Source organism: Marcopretia estuarina LEGE 06307 (assembly GCF_056633115.1).
In genome coordinates, this window is record NZ_JBSJOY010000005.1 from 344,432 (window position 1) to 369,450 (window position 25,019).

The 25,019-nt window shown below is 69.0% G+C and carries 21 protein-coding genes and 1 pseudogene; 10 read left to right on the forward strand and 12 right to left on the reverse strand.

The features are described 5' to 3' along the window. Window positions 1-6 precede the first annotated feature (6 nt). The 3 genes from ACWJI3_RS13355 to ACWJI3_RS13365 all read right to left on the reverse strand — a co-directional run bounded on the left by ACWJI3_RS13355 (window position 7) and on the right by ACWJI3_RS13365 (window position 1,252). Window positions 7-315 carry a hypothetical protein gene (locus tag ACWJI3_RS13355; protein ID WP_255100827.1) on the reverse strand — a complete coding sequence of 103 codons (309 nt, stop codon included), beginning with the start codon at window positions 313-315 and terminating at the stop codon, window positions 7-9. A gap of 65 nt (window positions 316-380) precedes the next feature. Continuing rightward, window positions 381-770 carry a DUF4332 domain-containing protein gene (locus tag ACWJI3_RS13360; protein WP_094512917.1) on the reverse strand — a complete coding sequence of 130 codons (390 nt, stop codon included), beginning with the start codon at window positions 768-770 and terminating at the stop codon, window positions 381-383. 14 nt (window positions 771-784) lie between these two features. Further along, on the reverse strand, window positions 785-1,252 hold the full coding sequence (locus tag ACWJI3_RS13365; RefSeq protein ID WP_480203920.1) for a Ycf51 family protein: 468 nt from the start codon (window positions 1,250-1,252) through the stop codon (window positions 785-787). A gap of 68 nt (window positions 1,253-1,320) precedes the next feature. Here ACWJI3_RS13365 and ACWJI3_RS13370 point away from each other — a divergent pair, with 68 nt between their 5' ends. From ACWJI3_RS13370 to ACWJI3_RS13390, 5 genes are read left to right on the forward strand one after another with little or no spacing between them, the layout of a single operon-like run. Continuing rightward, on the forward strand, window positions 1,321-6,012 hold the full coding sequence (locus tag ACWJI3_RS13370; protein WP_480203921.1) for a translocation/assembly module TamB domain-containing protein: 4,692 nt from the start codon (window positions 1,321-1,323) through the stop codon (window positions 6,010-6,012). Between the two features lie 12 nt (window positions 6,013-6,024). Further along, window positions 6,025-7,047: an ROK family protein gene (locus ACWJI3_RS13375; protein ID WP_480203922.1), complete on the forward strand. Its 1,023-nt coding sequence runs from the start codon at window positions 6,025-6,027 to the stop codon at window positions 7,045-7,047. A 12-nt stretch (window positions 7,048-7,059) separates the two neighbouring features. After that, complete coding sequence (locus ACWJI3_RS13380) at window positions 7,060-8,370, forward strand: glutamate-5-semialdehyde dehydrogenase (protein ID WP_480203923.1); 1,311 nt, start codon at window positions 7,060-7,062, stop codon at window positions 8,368-8,370. Between the two features lie 53 nt (window positions 8,371-8,423). Continuing rightward, entirely contained in the window at window positions 8,424-8,879 is a 456-nt protein-coding gene (locus ACWJI3_RS13385) for a dihydroneopterin aldolase (protein WP_480203945.1), read from the forward strand. A 24-nt stretch (window positions 8,880-8,903) separates the two neighbouring features. Next, window positions 8,904-9,500 carry an esterase/lipase family protein gene (locus tag ACWJI3_RS13390; RefSeq protein ID WP_255100832.1) on the forward strand — a complete coding sequence of 199 codons (597 nt, stop codon included), beginning with the start codon at window positions 8,904-8,906 and terminating at the stop codon, window positions 9,498-9,500. A 10-nt stretch (window positions 9,501-9,510) separates the two neighbouring features. Here ACWJI3_RS13390 and ACWJI3_RS13395 read toward each other — a convergent pair whose 3' ends face one another. The 5 genes from ACWJI3_RS13395 to thrS form a co-directional block, all read right to left on the reverse strand. Next, window positions 9,511-11,622 carry a M3 family metallopeptidase gene (locus tag ACWJI3_RS13395; RefSeq protein WP_480203924.1) on the reverse strand — a complete coding sequence of 704 codons (2,112 nt, stop codon included), beginning with the start codon at window positions 11,620-11,622 and terminating at the stop codon, window positions 9,511-9,513. A gap of 61 nt (window positions 11,623-11,683) precedes the next feature. Beyond that, window positions 11,684-13,258: an NAD(P)H-quinone oxidoreductase subunit 4 gene (locus ACWJI3_RS13400; protein WP_255139795.1), complete on the reverse strand. Its 1,575-nt coding sequence runs from the start codon at window positions 13,256-13,258 to the stop codon at window positions 11,684-11,686. A gap of 165 nt (window positions 13,259-13,423) precedes the next feature. After that, a complete protein-coding gene (thrB, locus tag ACWJI3_RS13405; protein ID WP_094512909.1) occupies window positions 13,424-14,374 on the reverse strand; it encodes a homoserine kinase in 951 nt (316 codons plus the stop codon). A 103-nt stretch (window positions 14,375-14,477) separates the two neighbouring features. Further along, on the reverse strand, window positions 14,478-15,530 hold the full coding sequence (locus ACWJI3_RS13410) for a glucokinase (RefSeq protein ID WP_480203925.1): 1,053 nt from the start codon (window positions 15,528-15,530) through the stop codon (window positions 14,478-14,480). A gap of 64 nt (window positions 15,531-15,594) precedes the next feature. Then, a complete protein-coding gene (gene thrS / locus ACWJI3_RS13415; protein WP_480203926.1) occupies window positions 15,595-17,430 on the reverse strand; it encodes a threonine--tRNA ligase in 1,836 nt (611 codons plus the stop codon). A 304-nt stretch (window positions 17,431-17,734) separates the two neighbouring features. On the opposite strand from thrS, the gene ACWJI3_RS13420 reads away from it, so the two are divergent. From ACWJI3_RS13420 to ACWJI3_RS13430, 3 genes are all read left to right on the forward strand, one after another. Continuing rightward, window positions 17,735-18,175, forward strand: coding sequence for a hypothetical protein (locus ACWJI3_RS13420; RefSeq protein ID WP_480203927.1), 441 nt, complete (start codon window positions 17,735-17,737; stop codon window positions 18,173-18,175). A 495-nt stretch (window positions 18,176-18,670) separates the two neighbouring features. Continuing rightward, window positions 18,671-19,003: a DUF2605 family protein gene (locus ACWJI3_RS13425; protein ID WP_233132991.1), complete on the forward strand. Its 333-nt coding sequence runs from the start codon at window positions 18,671-18,673 to the stop codon at window positions 19,001-19,003. Between the two features lie 75 nt (window positions 19,004-19,078). After that, the gene (locus ACWJI3_RS13430) at window positions 19,079-19,537 is read left to right on the forward strand and encodes a TM2 domain-containing protein (protein ID WP_094512907.1); all 459 of its coding nucleotides are present in this window, start codon (window positions 19,079-19,081) and stop codon (window positions 19,535-19,537) included. A gap of 244 nt (window positions 19,538-19,781) precedes the next feature. Here ACWJI3_RS13430 and trpS read toward each other — a convergent pair whose 3' ends face one another. From trpS to ACWJI3_RS13450, 4 genes are read right to left on the reverse strand one after another with little or no spacing between them, the layout of a single operon-like run. Next, window positions 19,782-20,798 carry a tryptophan--tRNA ligase gene (gene trpS, locus ACWJI3_RS13435; RefSeq protein ID WP_480203928.1) on the reverse strand — a complete coding sequence of 339 codons (1,017 nt, stop codon included), beginning with the start codon at window positions 20,796-20,798 and terminating at the stop codon, window positions 19,782-19,784. After that, the gene (locus ACWJI3_RS13440; protein WP_480203929.1) at window positions 20,795-21,478 is read right to left on the reverse strand and encodes a hypothetical protein; all 684 of its coding nucleotides are present in this window, start codon (window positions 21,476-21,478) and stop codon (window positions 20,795-20,797) included. Before ACWJI3_RS13440 ends, trpS begins: the two co-directional genes overlap by 4 nt. Before the next feature lie 12 nt (window positions 21,479-21,490). Then, entirely contained in the window at window positions 21,491-22,021 is a 531-nt protein-coding gene (locus ACWJI3_RS13445) for a hypothetical protein (protein WP_255100840.1), read from the reverse strand. Further along, complete coding sequence (locus ACWJI3_RS13450; RefSeq protein WP_255100841.1) at window positions 22,014-23,027, reverse strand: cation diffusion facilitator family transporter; 1,014 nt, start codon at window positions 23,025-23,027, stop codon at window positions 22,014-22,016. The genes ACWJI3_RS13445 and ACWJI3_RS13450 overlap by 8 nt, the downstream gene beginning before the upstream one ends. 112 nt (window positions 23,028-23,139) lie before the next feature. Here ACWJI3_RS13450 and ACWJI3_RS13455 point away from each other — a divergent pair, with 112 nt between their 5' ends. Next, window positions 23,140-24,495: a YcjF family protein gene (locus tag ACWJI3_RS13455; protein WP_480203930.1), complete on the forward strand. Its 1,356-nt coding sequence runs from the start codon at window positions 23,140-23,142 to the stop codon at window positions 24,493-24,495. A 258-nt stretch (window positions 24,496-24,753) separates the two neighbouring features. Next, a pseudogene (locus ACWJI3_RS13460) lies at window positions 24,754-25,019 on the forward strand (photosystem II q(b) protein); the annotation flags it as partial.

Below are 25,019 nucleotides of genomic sequence, written 5' to 3' on the forward strand. Positions count from 1 at the left end.
TGCGGCTCAGCGCACGTCTGGGCAGTAGAGGCCCACCACGTAAGTCGTCAGCACTTCGGCGTCCTGAGTGCTGACGTTGCGGCTCTGGGCCACCATCGCTACAGCCTGGGGGGAACTGGAGCGGACGCCCTGGGCATTGAGGGCACGCAACTGACTGCAGAGGTTCTGGGCCACCTGCGGATTCTGTTTGACCGATTCGAGCAGGGCGGAAGCGGCACCGGCTGGAGCGGCTGCCAGTACGGCGAACGATGCGAGTGCGGCTGTGAGGGAGCAGAGCGCATGGCTGGTGTCTCCCCAGCGACGGGTGTAAATCAATGCAAGACCAAGGAGGGAGTGCTCCCATTCCAGTGAGATGGAGGGTGGGGCAGGGGCGCGGCGGGTCAGTTTGGGGAGCGACTGGATGCCTTGCGGGCCCGAAGGATCCAGCCGCGCACGGTGTCACGGTCGATTCTGGCAAGAGCTCCTGGCCGCAGGGCCCGCTCCAGCCGGGTGAGCTGCACCTGCAACCGTTCCGGTGAGCATTCCGCCAGAGCGGTGGCTGTGGCAATGCCGGCATGGAGCAACAGGGCCGCATCACCGGCGTCGAGGGCGAGCGCCTCCATCAGCCTTGCCTGGCCGCGCAGACGCGTCAGCCGCTGTTCGGAAGCCCCCTGTCTCGCCAACTGGCGCAGGGCCCCGTCCTGGAGCCGGGCCAGGCTGGCCCACTCCCGCACGCCGGCGGCCTGGAGTTGCTCCTGCTCCAGATGGAAGTGCTGGGGCAGGGGATACATGGGGGCGGGGACGTTCAGGGCTTGATCACCACCACGGTTCCATCGCGGCCGCGGGTGGCTTCCGCCAGCACCACGGGCTTGCTCACGCCTGGTGCCACCGTTTCCACACGCCGCAGGCGCACATGAACGCTGCCGTCGGTGGTGATGCGGCCACTGCCGCGCAGGTTGCGGGCCACCTGCTCCACGGTGGGCCCGTAGGAGGCTGGGCTCAGATCGGCGCCGGCGGTGGCCACCACCAGGTTGGTGCCGTTGTCGAACACGATCGGAGCGTTCACCGCCCCTTCGACCTTCTCACGGGGGTTGTAGCTGATCGCGAAGGCCCAGCAGGAGAGTGACAGCAGCACAGTGAAGCTGGTGACCCCCACCAGCCGGAAGCGGATCCCCCAGCTGGAGATGAACCCCACCAGGGTCGCCACGGCCAGCACCGCGCTCGCCCCCGCGAGCCACTGCCCGGCTTTGAGCAGGATCGGATCGGCAGGCATGGGGGCTGGGCGGCAGGGGATTCAACTTATATATTGCGGCCACCTCAGGCGGTGATAGAAGCGAGCCGATGGGGGACGACGCTGAGCGCAATGCAGGGGCCGTGGCAGAGGCCGTGGGCCGGCGGCGACGGCGCCGTCCATTGGTGGTGGCCACAGTGCTCGGTGCAGGCCTGGTGGCCACGGGCTGGTTCGGCGCCGATCACATCGGCCGCAGCCTCTACGACCGCTGGCGCCCCGACCTTGAACGTCAGTTGACCCGCGCCCTGGGTCATCCCCTTGAACTCGGCCCCTACGACGGGCTGCGGCCCTGGGGCATGGCGATCGGCGCCAGCCGCTTCAGCCCCGGCCCCAATGACGGGTCAAGTGTGAAGGTGCGCTCCCTCACTGTGGGGCTGGATCCGTTGGGAAGCCTGCAGACCTGGACCCCCACCCTCCAGCTCACGGCGAGGGGCGCCGAGATGGATCTCGTCCGCAATGCCGCCGGCCAGTACTGGGTGTTCGGCGGCACCGTCGCCGGCCGACAGCCGCCGCGGCTGAACCTGAACGTGCACCTCGCCGATTCCACGCCGGTCACCATTGCCCCGGCGGGGCTCCACCTGCGGCTGCGGGGCTCGGTGGCGGTGAACCTGCAGAAGCGCCTGGTGAACTGGCGCCTCAACGGATCGCAACGCCTGCCCCGCAAGCCTGAGCCGGCGGCTCTCGCCGGACGGCCTGCAGCCGGCGACGGGCTGAGGCAAGCCGTTGGCGCTGCTGCCGGCCGCCTGCGCGCCGAGGGCCGCTTCCAGTGGGACCGCCGCGAGCTTGATCTGGCGCTGCGGCTGCGGCAGGTGCAGCTCGGGCCCCTTGCGGGCCTGTTGCCGGCCGGCATCGGTTTCGCGCGGCCAGGGGTTGCCGGCGGGCGCCATCTCAGCGGTCGCGCCGATGGCCGCCTGTCGTTGTCGCTGACACTGCCGCAGCAAGCCGGTCGCTTCCGCTGCGGCGGCAACTTGCGCCTGGGCGGACTGCAGCTGCAGGACCCCCAGCTGCCCGCCCCCTGGCAAGCCGGCAGCGCCCAGCTGCGCTGCCGCGACGACCAGATCAGCCTCGATCCCATGCGCTGGAGCATGGCCAACTGGCGCGGCAGCGCCGCTGGTTCGCTGGTGCCGGGCCGTTCCTTCGCCCTCACCGGCGGTGCTGAAGATCCCCGGCGCGGCGATCGCCTGCAACTGCAGGTTCAGGGGCCCTGGCTGCAACCAAGAGTGCAGCTCACCGGCCGGGTTCCGCTCGGCAAAGGCACGCCCACCAGCCCGGCACCGCTGGCGCTCAGCGCCGATCTGCAGGTGGACCGGCGCCGTTCCCTGGCAGTGGACTTGCGGCGTTTACAGCTGACGTCCGGCCGTTCCCAGCTGGTGGCCGACGGTGCGCTCTGGCCCAGGCTGGCGGTGCGCAGTCGGTCGGGCTCGCTGCACCCCAGCCTCTGGAGCGCCGCCCCCTGGCTGGGCTCGCTGCTGGGCCGTCAGGAGCCGCTGTCGCTGGAGCTGGAGTCGTCGGGAACGCTGCTGGCCCCACGCCTGCAGGGCTCGCTGGCCCGCCAGGGCCGCCCGCTGCTGAGCCTCGACCTGCTGGCCCGTGCCGCCTCCGCTAGGGCGGGTGGCCGTCCTGCCGTGCCCAACACGCTCACGGCCGTGCTGCGGGCTCCGGCCGGTGTGAGCGTGGAGGGTCGGTCGGTGCTGGGGGCCACCATCGCGCAGCTGGGCTGGAGGGACGGGCTGCTGCGTCTCGACGACCTGACGGCGCCGGGCTTCACCGCCCAGGGGCGCCTGCCGCTGCGCTGGCAGAACCGCCGCGGGCTGGTGGCGGGTGATCTTGACCTGCTGCTCGACCTGCCCGCCTATCCCCTGCAGCGCCTCAGTCCGCTGGTGGGAGTCCGCCTGTTCGGCACGCTGGGGGCCCGCGGCAGCCTGCGCGGTCCGCTGGCGGCCTTGCGGCCCGATCTGCGCCTGGAAGTGGCCGACCTGGGCAGCGGTCCGCTGCAGCTGCGGGAACGCTGGACCGGGCGGCTGGTGGCGGCTGGCAGCGGCAGCCAGCTGAGCATGCGCTCCACCGGCACCGCCCTGCCCGGCTCGCTTACCGCCAGCCTCGATACTTCCTGGTTGCCGCGGCAGGTGAGCCTGCAGCGCCAGGGGGGCACGCTCGCGCTCAATGGCAGCCGGGAGCAGTACCGCTGGCAGGCCCGCGGCCTGCCCCTCAACGGCCTGCGGCTAGAGACCACCCGAGGAGGCCGCCGCGAGCCGCTGCAGGGGCTGCTGAGCGGTCAAGGGGTGGTGGGCCTGGCGCCGCTCACGATGAACGGCCGGGTGCAGGTGGAGCGCCCGGCGCTGCTGGGGCTGCTCGCCCGCGAGCTGGTGGCCGAAGGTGACCTCCGCCAGGGCCGCTACCGGCTCCGTGGCCGGGTCGATCCGCTCAGCGGTGGTCAGCTCAACCTGCGGGCCTCCGGCAGTGGCGGTGGCCCGCTCCAGCTCGCCTTTGAAGGCCGTTCGCTCACCAGCGCCTTCTTCGAGCAGGTGCTTCAGCTTCGCGCCCGCACCGGCGGGGTGGTGGGGCCGCCTCAGGGACGCGCCAGCGATCTGGGTGTGCTGGCGATCGACACCCTGGGCGGCACCGTGGCCGATCAACTGGCAGCTCTGGCGGCGGCTCGCGCCCGGCTCGAGGACTCCGCCCAGGCCGGCATGGCGCCCAGGCCGAAGTTCCGCACCGATCTGCTGCGCGGCCTGGTGGATCTCGACGGCACCCTGGCCGGACCCAACCTCGCCGCGCTCAGGCTGACCCTCAACGCCAAGGGTCACCTGTGGCTGAAGGGCGACGACCGCGATCAGGCCCTGCAGCTGGAGCCCTTCGTGGTGCGGCTGCAGGGGCCGCTCGGACCCGGCCTGGGCCAGTTCGCGCTGGAAGGTCTTTCGCTGGGGCTGCTGGCTCTGATCACGCCGGTTCCCAATGGGCTGCGCGGCACGATCGATCTGGAAGGCCGCTTCCGGATCGGTGGCGCGGGCCGGCCTGGGTCCGCACCGGAGCCACAGTTCACCACCCGGGTGGCCCTGCGCGACGGCTCGCTCAACGGCATGCCGCTGGTGCTGGAGAACGCCCAGGTGAGCCTCGATGAAGCCGCTGTGTCGGCCCAGGCCTCCCTGCGTGGTGATGGTGCCGCCGACAGCGTGGATCTGAGCGCGCGGGTGCCGCTGGATCCCGCCAGCGACGGCCTGCGGCTGCGGCTCTCCAGCCGCGGCGATGGCCTGCGCTTCCTCACGGCCCTGGGCGGCAAGCAACTGCTCTGGCGTAGGGGCAGCGCCGATCTGGAGCTGCTGGTGCGCGGCAGCCTCGACGACCCCTCCGCCAACGGCTTCCTGCGCGTCCGAGGCGGCGAGCTGCTGCTGGCCGGTCAGGAGGTGACCAGGCTGGAAGCCACCGTGCTGTTCGACTTCGAGCAGCTACTGGTGCAGGAGTTCAGCGGCCAGGTGGGGCAGAAGGGGGCGATCAAGGCCGCCGGCAGCCTGCGGCTGTTCACCCCGTTGCCGGAGGAGAAGCCGCTGCAGGTGGAACTCACCACCGCCCGCCTGAGCGTGCCGCGCCTCAACGCCCAGACCGATGCCTTGCTCACCGTCACCGGCACCCTGCTGCGGCCGCTGGTGGGCGGAGAGGTGAATGTCAGCCGCGGCAAGCTCAACGTGCAGCCCGGTCAATTAGCCCAGTCGGAGCAGATCGAGGGTGGCGAAGGCAAGACCGTGGCCGTGAGGCCGGTGGCAATGCAGACCCTGCTGGAGTCGAACTGGGACTTCCAGCAGCCGCTGGTGCTGATGGGGGCAGGTGTGGACACGGGTTCGGGAGAGGCGCTGCGCAGCTCGGTGCCCGATCTTTCCTATTTCAAGCTGGAGGATCTGCGCCTGAACCTTGGCCCTGATCTGGAGGTGGTGATGCCCCCGGTGGCGGCCTTCCGCACCACTGGTCTGCTCACCCTCAACGGGCCGATCGACAGCAGCCTGCAGGCCCGCGGTGTGGTGCGCCTTAGGGGCGGCCGCCTGACGCTGTTCACCACCACCTTCACGCTCGATCCCGATGCGCCCAACGTGGCGGTGTTCACCCCGTCGCTGGGCCTGGTGCCCTTCCTCGACATCGCCCTGCGCACCCGGGTGTCGAACAGCCTGGAGGTGGGCCGCAGCCCGGGCTTCGTGACTGAACAGGACCTGCGCGGCGGCTTCACCCCGCTGGACCAGCTCAATCTGGTGCGGGTGGTGATGAAGATCAGCGGTCCGGCCGACCGGATCGGTGAATCACTGGAGCTGCGCAGCAATCCGCCGCTGTCCCAGGAGCGGCTGGTGGCCTTGATCGGTGGCAATTCGCTGGCGGGCCTCACCGGGGGCAATGCGGGCGCGGCCCTGGCCACTGTGCTGGGCCAGTCGTTGCTCTCACCCCTGGTGAGCACGCTCACCGATGCGCTCGGCCAGCGGGTGAGCTTCGCGATCTACCCCAGCTACGTGGTGCCAACCGACAGCCAGAACCCCAACAGGGGCAACGGGCGGGTGCCCTCCCAGCTGGTGCTGGCCACCGATTTCGGCCTGGACCTTACCGATCGGATCAACCTCTCGATGCTGGCGGCACCGAACCGCAGCGACATCCCCCCCCAGTTCACCCTGCGCTATCAGGTCAACGACACCTACGGCCTGCAGGGATCGGTGGATGCGGAAGGTCGCTGGCAAACCCAGCTGCAATTCTTCTTCCGGTTCTGATCGCCCCCGCCCATGGCCGACGCCCCATCCAAGGCCTCAACGTCCGCCAGGGCTGCCAGCGCGCTCGAGGCTTCCGCCCTAAGCCTGGCCTGCACGGCTCCGCGGCCCTCTCCCCTGCCGGCAGCCTCCGCGGCAGATCAGGCCATCGGGGTGGATGTCGGCGGTACGGCCATCAAGCTGGCCCGCGTTGATCGCAAGGGCCAGGCCCTGGCAGAGCTGGAGCTGCCCACCCCCCAGCCACCGATGCCCGGCGCCGTGTCCATGGCGATCGCCGCGGCGATCGAGCAGCTCGACCCAGAGCGGCAGGCGGCCGTTGTGGGCGTGGGCGTGCCCGGCCCGGTCGATGCGTCCGGTCGCGTTGCGCGCATCGCCATCAACCTGCCGGGCTGGCGCCGGGTGCCGCTGGCCGACTGGCTGGAGGCCCGACTCGATCGGCCGCTGGTGCTGGCCAACGATGGCAACTGCGCCCTGCTGGGCGAGGCCTGGTGCGGCGCGGCGCGCGGCGAGGACCACGTGCTGCTGCTGACCCTGGGCACCGGCGTCGGGGGCGGGGTGCTGCTGGGCGGCCAGCTGTTCACCGGGCCCCACGGGGCGGCGGCCGAGCCGGGGCTGATCGGCGTGGATCCGCAGGGTCCCGACTGCCACAGCGGCAACCGGGGCTCGCTGGAACAGTTCTGCAGCATCAATGGCCTGCGGCGCCTGTCGCTGCTGGAGCCCCGCGAGCTCTGCCGCCGTGCCGACGCGGGTGAGGCCGATGCCCTGGCGGTGTGGGACCGCTACGGCCAGCTGCTGGGCACGGGCCTCAGCTCCCTGCTCTATGTGCTCACGCCTGAGCTGGTGCTGCTCGGCGGTGGCCTGAGCGGCGCCAGCCACCACTTCCTGCCGGCGGTCTGGCGGGAGGTGGAGCAACGGGTGATGCCGGAGAGCCGCGAGGGCCTGCGTCTGCGCCGTTGTGCCCTCGGCAACGGGGCGGGCCGGCTCGGCGCCGCCCGGCTGGCCTTCGATCGTCTCGCGCCCCTGCCGCCCACCGATTGAGAAGATGGGGCCATGACCAGCCCCGTTCCTGACCCCTCCCCAGAACTGCTGCAGCGCGCCCTGGCGGTGCGGCGAGCGGCGGGTCAGCTCGCCCAGAGCAGCGACGCCGAGCGCCAGGCGGCGCTGGAGGCGATGGCGGCGGCACTGGAGCAGGCGTCCGCTGAAATCCTGGCCGCCAATGCAGCCGACCGCCAGGCGGCACAGGCCGATGGCCTGCCGGCGGCGCTGGCGGCACGGCTGGTGCTCGATGGCCCGAAGCTGGCGGCGGCCGTGGCGGGGGTGCGTCAGCTGGCGGCCCTGAGCGACCCGCTCGGCCAACGTCAGTTGCACACGGAACTGGATGAGGGCCTGGTGCTGGAGCGGATCACGGTGCCGCTCGGGGTGGTGGGGGTGATCTTCGAGGCGCGCCCCGATGCGTTGGTGCAGATCGCAGCGCTGGCGGTGCGCTCCGGCAATGGCGCCCTGCTCAAAGGGGGCCGGGAAGCCCGCCTGAGCTGCGCCGCCATCCACAGGGCCCTGCAGCAGGGTCTGGCCGCCAGTGCGGTGTCACCGCAGGTGCTCGATCTGCTCACCTCCCGGGTGGAGAGCCTCGCCCTGCTCAAGCTTGAGGGCCTGGTCGATCTGATCATTCCGCGCGGCTCCAATGCCCTGGTGCGCTTCATCCAGGACAACACCCGTCTGCCGGTGCTGGGCCACGCCGACGGCATCTGCCACCTGTACGTGGATGCGGAGGCCAACAGCGAGGAGGCGCTGCGGGTGGCCCTGGATTCCAAGATCCAGTACCCCGCCGCCTGCAACGCGATCGAAACCCTGCTGGTGCATCGCGCCATTGCTGCTGATTTCCTGCCGCCGGCGGTGGCGGCCTTCGCGGCGGCGGGGGTGGAGCTGCGCGGTGATCCCCGCGCCTGCGCCCTCGGCGTGCCGCTCCCCGCCAGCGACGAGGACTGGGGCACGGAGTATTCCGATCTGGTCCTGGCGGTGAAGCTGGTCGACGACCTGGAGGCGGCGCTGGCCCACATCGCCCACTACGGGTCCCGCCACACCGAGGCGATCTGCACCGCCAATCCGGCCACAGCCGAGCAGTTCCTGCGCGCCGTCGACAGTGCCGGGGTGTTCGCCAATTGCTCCACCCGCTTCGCCGATGGCTTCCGCTACGGCCTCGGGGCGGAGGTGGGCATCAGCACCCAGACCCTGCCCCCGCGTGGGCCGGTGGGGCTGGAGGGTCTGGTCACCTACCGCTACCGCCTGCGCGGCCATGGCCAGACCGTGGCGGATTACGCCCGCGGCGATCAGCGCTTCATGCACCGCTCCCTCCCCCTGTGACTGCCGCCTCAAACCCGCCCGGCAAACCCGCCAGCGCCACGCCCAGCCACCCCATCGTTGAGCCTGCCGGCCACCCCGCAGGCTTTGGCGCGGACGCCATCCACGTGCGGGGCCTCCGGCTCTGGGCCCATGTGGGGGTGCTGGAGCGGGAGCGCCTGCTGGGCCAGTGGTTCGAGCTGGATCTCACCCTCTGGTGGCCACTGGCGCCGGCGGGGCGCGCCGATGCTCTGGGTCTATGCCTTGATTACGGCGTGGCGATCCAGGCCCTGCAGCGGCTGGCCCGGGAGCTGCGCTGCCTCACCCTGGAGGCCTTTGCGGAGCAGATGCTCAACACGATCGAGCGGTTGTACGGCCCGGTGCCGCAGCGGCTGGAGCTGCGCAAGTGCCGGGCCCCTGTGCCGGGCTTCAGTGGCAGCGTGGCGGTGGAGCGCTGGCGGCACGCGGAGCGGATCGGCCAGCCGGTGGGGCTTCCTGCTGCACCTGCCACTTCTGCTTCCAGCGGCCACTGAGCCCCCGGCCATCAGGATGGCCCGATGACGGCGCTTCCCCCCCTTGTTCTCGTCCACGGTCTCTGGGACACCCCACGGCTGTTCGCACGGCTGACCCGCCAGCTGGCCGGCGCCCGCGACCCGCTGCTGATCCCCCACCTGCCCCACCGGCTCGGGGCCACCCGCATGCGGCCGCTGGCGGAGCGGCTCGGAGCGGCGATCGAGGCGGCCTTCGGCCCGGATCAGCCGATTGATCTGCTCGGCTTCTCCATGGGCGGAGTGATCGGTCGCACCTGGATCCAGCTGCTGGGTGGCCATCAGCGCACGCGGCGTTTCATCAGCGTCGGCAGCCCCCAGCAGGGCACGATCGTCGCCCAGCCATGGCCCTCCTGGCTGGTGGGCGGCATCGCCGAAATGAAGCTGGGCAGCCCGCTGGTGCGCGAGCTCAACGGGGATCTCAGCGGCCTTGAGGGGGTGGAGTGCCAGAGCTACTACTCGCCTCTGGACCAGGTGGTGATACCGGCCTGGCGGGGCGTGCTGCCGGTAGGGCCGTGCACACCGCTGCCGCCCACCCTGCACCAGCACATCCTCAGTGACCCGCGCTCGCTGGAGGCGCTGCGGCTGGTGCTGCTGGCCCCCTGAACAGGCAGGTTCAGGCCACCGCCACCAGGCCCGAGTGCCGGATCAGCGCTTCCGGCGAGGGCTGCCGGCCGCGGAAGGATTCGAACACCTCGGCCGGATGGCGGCTGCCCCCCAGCCCCAGCACCGTGGCGCGGAAGCGGCGACCGGTGGCCTGGATGGCCTCCTCGTTCTCGAGACCCACATCCTCGAAGGCGCTGAAAGCATCGGCGCTGAGCACCTCAGCCCATTTGTAGGAGTAGTAGCCGGCTGCGTAGCCGCCGGCGAAGATGTGGCCGAAGGAGCAGAGCAGCGCGTCTTCAGGGATCGGGGCGATCACGGTGGTGGTGGCAGCGATCTCACGGCGCAGTGCTTCCGGTGAGCGGCCGTCCTCAGGGGTCCACTGGCTGTGCAGGCGCAGATCGGTGAGCGCCAGGTGCACCTGGCGCAGGGTGGCGGCGCCGGTCATGAAGGTGCGGGCCGCCTGCAGCTTGGCGAACTCCGCTTCGGGCAGGGGCTCGCCGCTCTGCCAGTGGCGGGCCATGCCCAGCAGGGTGGCGCGGTCGTAGCACCAGTTCTCCATGAACTGGCTGGGCAGCTCCACCGCATCCCACTCGACGTTGTTGATGCCCGCCGCCTGGGGGCGCTCCACGGTGGTGAGCATGTGCTGCAGCCCATGGCCGAACTCGTGGAAGAGGGTCTCCACCTCCTCGAAGGTCATCAGGCTGGGGGTGTCGCCCACCGGCGGGCTCTGGTTGCACACGAGGTAAGCCACCGGCAGCACCGGCCGGCCGTCGTCCGTCACGCTGCGCACCAGGCATTCATCCATCCAGGCACCGCCCCTTTTGCTGTCGGGCCGGCTGTAGGGGTCGAGATAGAACGCTGCAATCGCTTCGCCGCTGCCGGCGTCGTCGACGCGGAAGTAGCGCACATCGGGGTGCCACACCGGCGCCTCGCCATCGGCGGCGTTGATGCGGATGCCGAACAGCCGGTTGCAGAGGCCGAACAGACCATCCAGCACGCGCGGCAGCGGGAACCAGGGGCGCAGCGCCTCGCTGTCGAGCGCGAAGGCTTCCTGCCGGCGGACTTCCGCCCAGAAGCTCACATCCCAGGCCTGGAGGTCCTCGGCTTCAGTGGCGCCGGCGCGGACAGCACAGGCGCGCAGTTCGGCCAGTTCCTGCAGGGCAACGGGATGGGCGGCGGCACGCAGATCCTCCAGCAGCCGCTCCACCTCCTCCACCGAGCCGGCCATCTTGGCGGCCAGGCTCACATCGGCCCAGTGGGCGTAGCCCAGGCGCTGGGCCTGCTCGCGCCGCAAGGTGAGGATCCGCTCGATCAGCGGCCCGTTGCCGCCGTCTTCGCCGGAGGCCCGGCTCACATGGGCCTTGTAGAGGCGCTCGCGCAGATCACGGCGGCGGCTGTATTTGAGAAAAGGGGCATAGCGGGGCATGTCGAGGCCCAGCAACCAGGGGCCCTCGGCGGCGCTGGCCTCGGGGTGATCGGCCTGGCGTGCCGCCTGAGCCAGCTGCCCGCGCAGGCTTTCGGGCAACCCTTCCACCTCGGCCGCTTCTGTGAGCAGCAGGCTCCAGCCGTTGGTGGCATCGAGCAGTTGGTTGCCGAAGCGGGTGGAGAGCTCGGCCAGCTCCTGGCTGGTGGCGTTGAAGGCGGCCTGGGCGTCGCCTTCCAGCCCCACGCCGCGCAGCTCCATGTCGCGCCGTTCGGCCGCGAGGATGCGCTGCTGGGTGTCATCGAGGTCGTTGCTGGCCTGGAGGGTTTCCAGCGCCCGGTAGAGCACCCTGCTCTGGCCGACGCGATTGCCGAAGGCCACCACGGCGGCCTGCTGGCCGGCATGGGCGGTGCGCAGCTCCGGCCCGTTGCAGACGCCGTTGAGGTGGCTCACCACCCCCCAGCTCCAGCGCAGCCGCTCGCCCAGCCGCTGCAGCGGCCCCATCACCTGCTGCCAATTCAGCGGAGCTTCGGCCTCGAGAGCTGCCGAGAGCTCTGCTTCCAGCCGGTCGAGCTGCTGATCGAGCTCGGCCAGCAGGCCGGGCATGTGCGCGCTGACCTGCTCGGGAGTGATCGCTGCGTAGTCAGGCAGGCCCTCGCCGACCAGCAGGGCCACAGGAGCTTCGAGGGTGGATGGCATCGCCGGGGAGCGTTGGGGTGGTGTGGACCCATTTCACCCCAGCGGTGCAGCCGCCGGCGGCTCAGCCCAGGACGGGAAGCCGGCCAAGGGCCAGCTGGGCGTGGGCGCTGAGCTTCTCGGCCAGGGCGTTGGTGCTGGCGCCATAGAGATCAATGGCCAGGCGGGGCCAGAAGCCGATCGCCAGGGTGGGGACCAGCAGCACCAGGCCGATCACCAGTTCGCGGGGCTTCATGTCGCCCACCACGGCCAGGGCCGGAATCCTGGGGCCGAAGAACACCCGCCGACTCATCGACAGGAGATAGACGGGGGTGAGCACCAGGCCGATGGCGGCCAGGATGATGGTGATCACACGGAAGCCGATCGTGAAGCTGTCGTTGCTGGTGACCCCCAGGAACACGGTGATTTCACTGATGAAGCCACTCATTCCAGGCAACGCCAGCGAGGCCAGGGAGCTGGCCAGGAAGAAGGCGAAGGTGATCGGCAGCACCTTGGCCAGGCCGCCCATGTTGGGGATCGACAGGGTTTTGGTGCGCTCGTAGAACACACCGGTGACGAAGAACATCGAAGCGGCGATCAGGCCGTGGCTGATCATCTGCAGCATGGCCCCGCTCAGCCCGAGGGTGTCGATGGCGCCGATGCCGAGCAACACGAAGCCCATGTGGCTCACCGAGCTGCAGGCGATCCGCCGTTTGACGTTGTCCTGGGCGAAGGCATTGAGCGCGCCATACACGATGTTGACAATGCCCAGCACGATCAACGCCGGCGCCAGGCGCAGATGGGCGTCGGGAAGCATCTGCACGTTGAAGCGCAGCAGGGCGTAGCCGCCCATCTTGAGCAACACGCCGGCCAGCAGCATCGACACCGGCGCATTGGCTTCGCCGTGGGCATCCGGCAGCCAGGTGTGCAGGGGGAACATCGGCAACTTCACGCCGAAGCCGATCAGGAAGCCGAGGTAACAGAGCAGGGCGAAGCTGCCGCCGTAGGAGCGCTCACTGAGTTCCTGAAGGTTGAGGGTGAAGCCATCGCCGCCGAGGGCCAGGGCCAGTCCGCTGATCAGGATTAGCAGTGAGGCTGTGGCGGTGTAGAGGATGAACTTGGTGGCCGCGTACTGGCGCTGGGCGCCGCCCCAGATGGCGATCAGCAGGTACACCGGCACCAGCTCCAGTTCCCAGGCCAGGAAGAAGAGCAGGAAATCCTGCGAGAGGAACACCAGCGATTGGGCGGAGGCCTGCAGCAGCAGCAAGCCGAAATAGAGCTGGCATTTGCGGTTGAGGTTCCAACTGGCGGCCACCGCCAGCAGAGTGACCAGGCCGCTGAGCACCACGAGCGGTGCCGAGAGGCCATCGGCGGCCAGCGACCATTCCAGGCCGAGGGCGGGCAGCCAGGGCACACGCTCCACCAGTTGCAGGCCGCTGAGGCTGCTGTCGAAGCGCTGGCTGAACACCCAAAGGATCAGCAGGAGGTCGACAAGCAGCACCCCGAGGGCGATGGTGCGGGGAGCGCGGGGATCGGTGCCATCGCCGGGCACCAGGGGCATCAACAGGGCCCCCGCCGCCGGGATCAGGGCGATCAGAGTGAGCCAGGGAAAGTCAGCAGGGAGAGAGGACGCGGCCGTCAGGGGCAGATTGGCGTCCATTTCAGCCTGCGAGGGGAACGTTCGGGCCGCCGCTGGGGCGGTGCAACCCGGAGAATTTATCAGTTACACGCACGGTGCTGAGTAGTTCTACTCAACAGGGCTGTGGACACGGATCGCAGCAGGGATCCGCCGTGGCGTCGGCGGGAATTGTGGCGAACTCCGGGTTCAGTTGCGGTCGGGCAAGGGCTCCCAGCGGCTGCCACCCAGATGCAGATCCAGCACCTGAAAGCGCGAGGCCACCCCTTCCCGTTCCCAGGCCTGGGTCATCGCCCGGCCCACCGCTGCGGCCTGGTCGCGGTTGCTGAGCGCCAGCAGCGTCGGACCGGCACCGCTGATCACACACCCCCACGCCCCTGCGTTCAGCGCCGCCTCCCGCACCTGCCGGCCGCCCTGGATCAGGCCCCAGCGGTAGGGCTCATGCAGACGGTCGTGCATGCCATCGGCGATCAGATCGCCGCTGCCGGTGCGCAGGCCCTGCAGCAGCAGGGTGAGCGAGCCGAGGTTCACCACCGCATCGGGGATCGGCACCACCCGCGGCATGGCCCGGCGCGCCTCGCTGGTGGAAAGCCGTATCGCCGGGATCGCCACCACGGCCTTCACCGCTTCATGCCATTCACAGCGCACAACGCGCCAGCGGTGCGACGCCGCCTTGGCCGTCATGCAGAGGCCGCCGAGCAGGGAGGGCACCACGTTGTCGGGGTGGCCTTCGATGTCGATCGCCAGCTCCAGCAGCTTCTCGCGGCTGAGCGGTTCTCCCACCAGCGCATTGGCGCCGATCAGGCCGGCCACGATTGCGGTGGCACTGCTGCCCAGGCCTCGCGCCGGCGGCACCGCCAACCGCACCCGCGCTTCGAGCGCCACCGGCTGTTCGCCCGCCTCTTTCCACACCCGCTGTGCCGAGCGGTACATGAGGTTGTCGGGGCCGCCGCGCAGGTGGGCGCCCTCGCTGCCTTCGATGATCAGCTCGAAGCGCTCACCATCCCCCTCGATGCAGGTGAGCTGGAAGTGGTTGTTGAGATCGAGGGCGGCGCCGAGACAATCGAACCCCGGCCCCAGGTTGGCGGTGGTGGCGGGGACATCCACCGCCACTCCCTGCCCGATGCGGGGCCTGACCATGCGTTCCTTCCCTTCCTGCTGACCGTGATGGGTTCAGTGTCCCATTCGCCGGTGCGCGCCGATACAGGCCCGCTGCTCCACGCCCGCCATTCCGGCCCTGCGCTCAGCCCATCAAGGTGCGGGCGCGGCAGGCGGCGCTGAACAGGCCAGCCCCCGGATCCACCAGCGCCCGCAGCGGAATCGTCTTCAGCACCGGCGAGAGCCGCCCCTTCGCCCCGAAGGCCTCCAGGAAGACGGGAGAACGCAGCTGGGGCAGCAGCTTGGCGGCCGTGCCGCCGCCCACCCACAGGCCGCCGCTGCAGAGCGTCTGCAGGGCCAGATCGCCGGCGGCGCTGCCGTAGGCCCCAAGCCAGAGATCGAGCGCCGCTGCAGCGAGCGCCTCCCCGGCCAGGGCCGCCTGGGCCACCAGGGCCGGCAGATCCGGCCGCTCCGCCAGCCCCTGCCTCTCCGCCTGCCACCAGGCCTCGGCCGGGGCGTGCAACGGGTGGCTGCCGCCCGGATCGCGCTCCCGCAGCATCCAGCGCGCCACATGGCCGAGCCCGGTGCCGCTCACCACCCGCTCGATCGAGACACGCTCCAGTTCCAGCTCGTTGAGCAGCCATTGGCGCAGGCGCCATTCCTGCTCCTGGCGCGGCGCAAAGGCGGCATGGGCCGCTTCGCTGGCCAGGGCGATCGGGCCGTGCGGGCCGGGCACGCCGATCGCCACCCCCAGGCCGGTGCCGGCGCCGAGCACGGCCACCGGCCCCGTGGCAGCGGCGGCAGCCGGGTGGGCGTTGCCGCGCAGCGGTTGCTGCTGCTCGGGCGAAAGATGGGGCAGGCCATGGATCAGCACGGCGAAGTCGTTCACCAGCTCCACGGCCTCGAACGCGCAGGCCTTGGCCAGGGCGCCGGCATCGAGATGCCAGGCGAGGTTGGTGAGCTTCACCTGGCCGTTCTGCACCGGCCCCGCTACCGCGAAGCAGGCCTGGCGGGGCGGACCTGTCTCTGTGCCCTGGTCACCTTCGGCCAGGAAGTGACGCACCATGGCGCTGAAGTCGCTCCAGGCGGCCGAGGCATAGCGGGCCGAGCGCAGCTGCACCAGCTGACCCTCCCGCACGGCATAGGTGGCGAGCAGGGTTTTGGTGCCGCCGATATCGCCGGCCAGCAGGATGGGCATGGGGAAGGTGCGCCGTGGTGGGATGCTGCCAGGCCCGGTGACGACGCGCCGCAGGGCCCAGGGCTCAGCCGACCGGCAACTCCAGACCCGCCGCACGCACGCTGTTGGCCTGGGCGGCTGCGGCCAGCAGCTCGGCCAGGGCCACCGCGCCAAGATCACCGTTGCGGCGGCTGCGCAGGTTGACGCTGCCCTGCTCGGCTTCCTGGGTGCCGATCACGCCCAGCAGCGGAATCTTCATCTGCTCGCCCTTACGGATTAGCTTGCCGAGCCGTTCTCCGCTGCGATCCAGCGTGGCTCTCACTCCAGCGGCGTTGAGCTGGGCGAGCACGGTGTGGGCATAGGGCAGCACCTCATCGGTGACCGGCAGCAGACGGATCTGCTCCGGTGCCAGCCAGAAGGGGAAATCACCGGCGTAGTTTTCCACCAGGATGCCGAAGAAGCGCTCCAGCGAGCCGAAGATGGCGCGGTGAATCATGATCGGCCGCGCCCGCTGGCCATCGGCGGCCACGTAGTGCAGATCGAAGCGTTCGGGCAGGTTGAAATCCAGCTGAATCGTGGAGCATTGCCATAACCGGCCGATCGCATCCTCGATTTTGATATCGATCTTGGGGCCGTAGAACGCGCCGCCCCCTTCATCGATCTTGTAGGCCCAGCCCTTGCGATCGAGCGCCTCCACCAGGCCGGCGGTGGCCAGCTCCCACACAGCATCCTCCCCGATCGATTTCTCTGGCCGGGTGGAGAGATGAACCTCGTAGTTCTGGAAATCGAAGGTGGAGAGGATGGTTTCGGTGAGGTTGAGCACACCGAGGATTTCATCGCCGATCTGCTCGGGCAGACAGAAGATGTGGGCGTCGTCCTGGGTGAAGCCGCGCACGCGCATCAGACCGTGCATCACCCCTGGCCGCTCGTAGCGGTACACCGTGCCCAGCTCCGCCCAGCGGATCGGCAGTTCCTTGTAGGAGCGCAGGGTGTTGGCGTAGGTGAGCACGTGGAAGGGGCAGTTCATCGGCTTGAGCTGGAACTGCCGCTCATCCACATCCATCGGGCCGAACATGCTCTCCCGGTAGAAATCCAGGTGCCCGGAGGTTTTCCAGAGGCTCAGATCGGCCACATGGGGCGTGTAAAGCAGCTCGTAGCCGGAGGCGAAGTGCGCCTGCCGCCAGAAATCCTCGATCAGCAGCCGCATGCGGGCGCCGCGCGGATGCCAGAACACCAGGCCGGCACCGGCCTCGTCTTCTATGGAGAAGAGGTCGAGGTCGATGCCGAGCCGGCGGTGATCGCGGCGCAGAGCCTCCTGCTTGCGGCGCTGGTGCTCCGCCAGCTGCTCGGCTGTTTCCCAGGCGGTGCCATAGATGCGCTGCAGCTGGGCACGTTTCTCATCGCCGCGCCAGTAGGCGCCGGCCACGCTTTCCAGCTCGAAGGCCTTGGGATTCAACTCGCTGGTGTTGGCCACGTGGGGCCCGGCGCAGAGATCCCACCACTCCTCGCCGAGCGTGTAGAGGGTGATCGGCTCGATGAGGCCCGCGAGAATTTCCAGCTTGTAGGGCTCGTTCTGGGCCGAGATGCGCGCCTCCGCTTCAGCGCGGCTCACCTCGATGCGCTCCAGCGGCAAGCGGCGGCCGATGATCTTGCCCATCTCCTTCTTGATCGCCTTGAGATCGGCTTCGGTGAAGGGTTCGGGATGGTCGAAGTCGTAATAGAAGCCGGATTCGGTCCAGGGGCCGATCGTGACCTGCGCCCGGGGAAACAGCTTCTGCACCGCCATGGCCAGCACGTGGCTCATCGAGTGGCGAATTTTGAGCAGCTGCGGGCTTTCGCTCGTTTTGGGCAGCAGCACCGGGGTGGTGGCCGTTTCCCCAGAGCGGCTGGCGGGCTCGGCGGCAGGGGAAGCGGTAGGCACGGCAACGGGCCAGAAGACCCTCAACTCTAAGCATCGGCTGTTGATCCTCCTAGTGATAGGAACGCTGCCATCCCCTGGGTGCGGCGGTTGCCGCTGGCCGGCCGCTTCGGAGCCCCTGGCGCCAGGAGGCCTGTCTCAGGTGGGACGTTGAGAGAATGCTGAAAACCTGAGAAGTGTCTGTACTGCTGGACGAGTGACCGAATCTGCGGGCACTGCCAGGCAGGGCTGGATGCGGAGAACCCGATGCAGCGACAAGGTGGCTGGATCCAGGGACACAGCTGCGTCCAGGACCGTGGTCAGTGGCGTGGCCGCTGCCGCGCCGGCGAATGCATTGCTCTTTCGGGTGAGCTCGTGTAATCGCCTCTACTGGATCACTCGTTCTATGCAGAAGGAACAGGTGCTTTCTCATTCTCTGGATCCCACCACCCTCTTGGGCCATGGCCTTGCTGTGCATCCCCACAGGTTCAATCTGTTCGTAAGGGATCGCGTCAATAATCTCCGGACTTTGCGTGATGGCACCGACGCGCTGGCGATCGCTGCCACCTCCATGCTTGACAGCGACAATCGGCTGCGCAGGGTAGGAGCCTATTCTTCGCTGGATTGGAGCATGGTGCCGGAGGGAACCATTCCGTTTGAACGGAACGATCCACGCCATCCCGATCTGCAGCTGTTACAGACCTGGCAATCATCAACTTGCCCAGTATTCAGACAAGAACGTTCTCTACGGCGTATCCAGCAATTCTGACCAGTGGTATTGGGTCAGCATCCAGCTTGCCAACAACACATGCGCTGCCACAGATGTGCCCTCATGGAGCACACACCTGGTTTTCTTCGATCGTTTTGATGTGACGCTGACACGTGAGATCAGCCGAAGCGGCCCCATGCCCGTTCTGTTCCTCAGCCGCTGCTGAAAGCTGTAGCGGCCGTTGGCTGGAGCCACAGAATCAAGGGCCGGACTGCGGGAGAGCATGCACGGCCTAAGGCCCCGCCTCGGTCTCCCATCCGAGCCACTCCGCCCGGAGCCGCGCGATCCCGCACGGATGTGGCCGCCGCCTTGGCTGATCCTGCGTTGCACCTGCAAGCGTGGGTCCGGCGCACCACAGTTTGCGCCAGTACGCCAGCCGCCGCTCTGCCGAAAGCGGGCTGTGTTCCTAGGCTGTCCACGAGCTGGAGCACACCGATTCCCGACTCTCCCTCACCGTTTTCGCAGCCTGCGGGAGCTGGTCCGCTGCTCAATCAAGTGCTCGATTCGTTGCTGGATGATTTTCAGCGTTGGTTCGAGCGGGGCCAAGATCTGCTGGCCTATTGCCCGGAAACGGTGCTGGGGCCCACGGAGCAGCGGGATTTTGATGCCATGCTTACGCGCTCGTTGCAGGAGTTGATGGCGGCACGAGCACTGCGCGGCGCCATGAGTGAAACCCTCGCCCTCGACATGCAGGCAATGGCCCCGTGGCACCGCCTTGTGATGAAGGTGTGGGGTTTGTCGGCAGCCTTGCGGGAGGCGGGGGTGACCCTGCCCCCGGACCGCCAGAAACCGGCCCTGTTCCCCCCGCCGCCCCCTGGAGACGGATGACACCACGCCAGGCCGGAGCCCAGCCAGAGCCCCGATAGCATCGGGGATCCGCTGTGAGCATCGCTGGTTTTGAGCATGGCGAGCCCCCTGATCGAGCGACGCCACGTGGCACTCGGCTATCTGTTCTGGGCATGCGGCTTCGTCGGCCTGTGCGGTCTGCATCGCTTTTACGCCCGCAAGCCGCTGAGCGGGGTGTTGTGGCTGCTCACCTTTGGCTTCTGCGGCATCGGCCAACTGATTGATGCGCTGCTGATCAGCTCGATGATCGAGCAGGCCAACCAACCGCTGGTGTTGCAGGAAGCCCTCGCCAAAGCCGACACCAACCGTCCGGAGCCGTTGGCGCGCCAGTTGCTCGTGTTGGCCCGCAGTTCCGGCAGTGTTGGCTTCACCCTCAATGACGCGATCCTCGCGGTAACACTGCCCGCCGGCACCGACCACGACGCCGTGCGCACCGAAATCGAAGAGTTGCTGCATGAGCATCTGCTCGATGTGGGCAATGATGAACGTGGTCGCGTGGTGTACCGGGAGCCTTGAGCGGCATACCGCAGCCTGGCTGCTCACGCGCGACCAAGACGAAGAGGAGCGTGAAGCCATAGCTTGCCCCACTCAATCCTCACGATTTCCAGTTTGGTTTCGTTGTGTTAATCATGGCGAAAGGTTTATCAGTCGCATCGTGCCACTCACTGCTCAGCAAAGCAGGTACGCCAGGGGCTATGTCTGCATTGGCTTGGGTAAAAAGCAACGTCAGTCATCAAGGAACGCGGCATCGCCCTCCTGATCAGGCCGCCGGCAAGAAGCCCAGGGCTGCCTTCACACGCTCCAGCGTGGCAGTGGCCACGGCTGCCGCCCGCTCCTTGCCCTCGCGCAGCACATCGCTCAGGTAGGCCTCGTCGCGGCGGATCTCGGCATAACGCTCCTGCAGCGGCTGCAGGGCGGCCACAGCGGCTTCCGCCAGCAATGGCTTGAACTGTCCCCAGCCCATCGCGGCGCATTCGGCGGCAGCGGTGTCCCGTGTCTTGCCGCTGAGCAGGGCGAAGAGCCCGAGCAGGTTGTCGGCTTCGGGGCGTTCGGGGTTGCCGAATTCCAGCCCCATCACCGGATCGGTCTTGGCGCGTTTGATCTTTCTGGTGATCAGCTCGGGCGGATCGAGCAGGTGCAGGCGTGAGCCCTCATTCGGTTCGCTCTTGCTCATCTTGCTGCGGCCGTCGATCAGGCTCATCACCCGCGCACCCTCCGCCAGGATCAACGGCTCGGGCACCTTCAGCAGCGGCTGGTCTTCCGGCGCGAAGCGGGCATTGATGCGCTGCTGGGCGATGTCGCGGGCGAGCTCCAGATGCTGCTTCTGGTCTTCGCCTACCGGCACCAGATCGGCGTCATAAAGAAGGATGTCGGCAGCCATCAGCACGGGGTAATCGAGCAGCCCCACCGACACGTTGTCGCCCTGCTTGCGTGCCTTTTCCTTGAACTGGATCATGCGCTCCAGCCAGTTCAGCGGCGTGACGCAGTTCAGCAGCCAGGTGAGCTCGCTGTGCGCCGGAACCTGGCTCTGCACGAACACCGTGGAGCGCTGTGGATCAATGCCGCAGGCCAGGTAGAGGGCGGCGGTGCGGCGCGTGGCCTCCGCCAGCAGGGCGGGATCGTGCGGCACCGTGATCGCGTGCAGATCCACCACACAGAAAAATGTGTCGTGGCTGTCCTGCAGTTGCACCCAGTTGCGGATCGCCCCCAGCCAGTTGCCCAGGTGCAGCGATCCGGTGGGTTGCACGCCCGAGAGCACACGTGGCCGAAGCGTCACAGCTGCGTCTCGGCGTCGGTGGGCAGCGCCTCGGCGTCGCTGGTGTGTGGGCTGCTGGTGTCAGCAGCGTCGTCGGCCAGGGTGGGTTCCTCAACGGGGGCGCTGGCTTCGGCCACTGGCTCGGGTTCACGCACCGGCTCCGGCCGGCTCGGGCGGGCGAAGGGATCGGGCCGGCTGATCACGCGGCGCTCGCCGCGCCCCTCCGGACGTCCTTCACCGGAGCCCTCGCGCCGGCCACGCCGGCCTTCGCCGCCTTCGCCATAGCGGCCCATTTCTGAGCGCCCGCCTTCGGGGCGGCTGCGTTCCGGCCGGTTGCCCGCCTGGGCGCGCATCTCGGCCACCAGTGCATCGAGCGCACCCTGCTCCAGCAGCTGGGCCACGGTGCGGATCGAAAAGCCCAGCGCCGCGATCGTGGAACGCAGCTGGAAGGCCTCCTGCACCACCTTGGCGGCCCGTTGCTCGTTCTCGCTCAGGCGGATGCGCAGGCCGCCACTCTCGCGGTGGCTGCCGGCTTCCCTGCCACCGCCCGGCGGGCGACCACCGCCCCGGCGTTGCACCTGTTGCCCAGCCTCAACGGGCACCACGTCGGTGGTCACCACGTCTGTGGTCACCGCTTCGGTGGTCACAGAGTCGGTGGGCATCGCGTCTGTGGGCACCGATGCGTTCTCCAGGTCGGCCATGGCCGCAAGCCTTCAATCAGGGGGCAAGTGTGCCGCATCAAGGGCTCCGGTCTCCACCAGCCAGTGGATGCGGTGCGGCTCCTGGCTGCCGCGCCGGCCCAGCACCACCAGCGGCAGCGGCCGCTCCTGGCCGGCCGCGAACAGCTCGCGGTAGGTGCGCAGGAAGGCCAGGTAGGCGGCCAGCGTCCAGCCGTGATGAGGGCCCTCCAGGGCCTGCCAGTGGCGGTGCAGGGCGAGCTGGCAGGCCGCGGGTCCGAACTCCTCCCAGCAGCGGGCCTGGGCGGCGCCTTCGCTGAACCCCTGCTGGCGCAGTTCGCGGAAACGCACGAGTTCCGGCGCCTCCGCCGTGCTGTCGGGCGGCAACAGCCGGGCCAGGTGTTCCACCGGTGTGACCCGCAGCCGCAGCCAGCAGCGATCGAGAACCAGCACCGGCACGCCGCCGTGCCAGCTGGCATGGCCCTGCTGCTCCAGCAGCAACTGGCGCACGCGCACCTGCTGGCGGGGCGTGAGCAGTGCGATCAGCTCACGGTTGCGATCAGCCATGGGCTCCGCGAAAGGTGATCTCCGAACGCGCATATTCGCGCGGTTCCAGGTGAATCGTGCAGCGCACTGGCCCGAAGCGTTCCTCCAGCCGTTCCTCCACCCGTTCGGTGATGCGGTGGGCGGTGGGCAGGTCGTCGGCGTCCACCACCATGTGCATGTCGATGAACACCTGCTGGCCGAGCACCCCGCGGCTGGCGATGTCATGGCAGTTCAACACTCCCGGCACCGCCATGGCCACCGTGTGGATCGCCTCGGGGGCGATGGCGATGTGATCCACCAACCAGGGCAGGTTGGTGCGCACCACCTGCCAGCAGGAGCGCACCAGCAGCAGGGCCAGGGGCGCCGCCACCGCCACATCCAGCCAGTTGAGCCCGAACATCCTGGCGCCGCCGAGGCCGGCCAGCACCATCAAGGTGGTCCAGATGTCACTGGTGGTGTGGTGGGCATCCGCCAGCAGCAGGGCGCTCTTGAGCCGCAGCCCCTGCTGCCGTTCGTAGCGGGCCAGCAGGATATTGCCCAGCAGCGACACCACCAGCAGCACGAAGGCGCCGTTCTCCAGCCGCAGCGGTTCCAGCCCGCCCAGCACCCGTTGCGCCGCCGACTGCAGGATCTCGATGCAGGCGAACAGGATGAACACCGCGATCGCCAGGGCGCCGATGCCTTCGTATTTGTGGTGCCCGTAGGGGTGGTCGCGGTCGGGGAGTGGATCGGAAAGGCTGTTGGTGATCACCCCCAGCAGGCTGGAGAGGCCATCGGTGGCGCTGTGCATCGCATCGGCCAGCACCGCCAGCGAACCGCTCCACAGCCCCACGAACAGTTTCAGGAAGCTCATCGCCACGTTCACGCTCAAGGCGATCAGCAGCACCGTGTTCACCGCTTCGCGGTTGTCGGCCACGGCCGAGCGGGGCGCGTCTCCATGGGCGGCGCCTTCACGGGCCAGCCCCCCGTCGGCCACGTCCTTCGGGGCCTGGGCGCCCGTGTCGGGACGGATCCGCTCAGCCGTCATCGGAGAGGCCCCCGGGCCTGGCTCGGTTGCCCCCAACCTATTGAGCCCCTGGGCAGGGGAGAGGAGCTGAGCTAAAGATGCTGACGTTCGTTCGCAGCGGGCGTTGCTCTCCTTGCCTTCTTCCGCTCGCCCCCTGGAGGCCGCTTCCTGGCGCGGCCTGATTCCCTTCCTGCCGGTGGCGGCCCCTGCCGCGGCCGTGCTCGGCGGTTGGCTGCTGCTCGACAGCCTGCACACCCCCCTTTCGGGCGGCCTCCCCCTGCTTGCGGCAGCCGGTGCCTGGTGGTGGTGGCGGCGCCCACGCGGCCCGATCACGCCCCAGCTGCCCAGCTCCTGGAGCGGCTGGATCGAACGCTGTGAGGGGCTGCTGCCCCAGTTCGAGCAGCTGGAGAGCGCCACCACGACCGCCTCCGACACCTTCCAGGCGGCCCAGCAGCAGCGCCGCGACCAGCTCCAGCAGCTGCGTGGCCGCCAGCACCGCCAGGCCCTCGATCTGGGGCTGGTGGGCCTGCGTCCGCTGGAGCGTGCCCTGGAGGGCCCGCTGGTGCAGGGCGTGCGCGCGCCCCTGCCGATCACCCTGCACTGGGGCCATCCGCTGGCGTCCCACAGCCCCGATTGGAGCTGGCCGGCCCCCTTCCCCCGCTGCGACCTGCTGCTTCATGCGGTGCACCCGCCGCTGCAGGCCGCCGATCTGCGCTGGCTGGAGACGCTGCCTGCCGGCCAGCCCGCCTGGCTGCTGGTGGTGGGTGAGGAGCCGCAGCTGGTGGCCGATCTGCAGGCCCAGCTGCCGGCGCCTCTGCGGGAGCGGCTGCTGCCCTGGAGCGGCCAGCCCGAGGCCCTGCCTGCTGCCCTGACGCCCTTGGCCCAGGAGCTCCGCCAGCAGGGCCACGCGCTGCTGCACCGCACCGAGCAGCGCCAGCTCGAGCGGTTGCACGGCGAATGGCAGGGTTTACTGGAGCGCCTGCGGCGTGAGCGCTGCAAGGCTCTCGTGCAACGCACCCAGTGGCTGGTGGCCACCGGCGTGTTCGCCGCACCGCTGCCCAGCGTGGATCTGCTGGTGCTGGCCGTGGCCAACGGGCTGATGCTGCAGGAGATGGCCCGGCTGTGGGATTGCCCCTGGGGGATGGAGCAGCTGCGGGCGGCGGCCACCGAACTGGCCCGTGCTGCCCTGGCGCTGGGGGTGGTGGAGTGGACCGGCCAGGCCCTCGCCAGCGTGATGCGGCTGGAGGGCAGCGCCTGGCTGGTGGGCAGCAGCCTGCAGGCGCTCAGCGGTGCGTATCTCACCCGGGTGGTGGCCCGGGCGATGGCCGATGTGCTGGCCCTCAGCAGCGGCGTGGCGGAAGCGGATCTGCAGGCGATCCGTCTGCAGGCCCCCCTGCTGGTGGCACGGGCCGCCGAGAGCGAACGGCTCGACTGGCCGGCGTTCCTCCACCAGGGCCGTCAGTGGGTGCTGCGCCAGGCCACGGCCTAAGGATTTTGGCTAAGGGCTTAGGCCTGGGGATTGTTGCGTTTGATCTACTGAATGATGTAGTTGCGTGAAGTTCGGAGCGCTTCTGTTGAACATCTGCGAAGAGATGGAGGACGCGTGCCTCGCTTCGGCAGCTCTTCCTTAGCGTTTTTGTACGGTGCCTTTTGCTGCTCTCTCGCTGCGGATGCTGGCGGATTTTCCGTTGCTGCCTGAGGCGAGTGGAGGGTGAAGAAGCCGTTTCCTTCCGTCCTCTTACCTCCAATGGCCACGGCTGTTCGCAGCGGACGTCTCAGCTCCTGGGAGAGCTTCTGTCAGTGGGTCACCTCCACCGACAACCGGATTTACATCGGTTGGTTCGGTGTGCTGATGATCCCCTGCCTCCTGGCAGCCACGATCTGCTTCATCATCGCCTTCATCGCCGCTCCTCCCGTCGACATCGACGGCATCCGGGAGCCCGTTGCCGGTTCCTTCCTGTACGGCAACAACATCATCTCCGGCGCCGTTGTTCCTTCCAGCAACGCCATCGG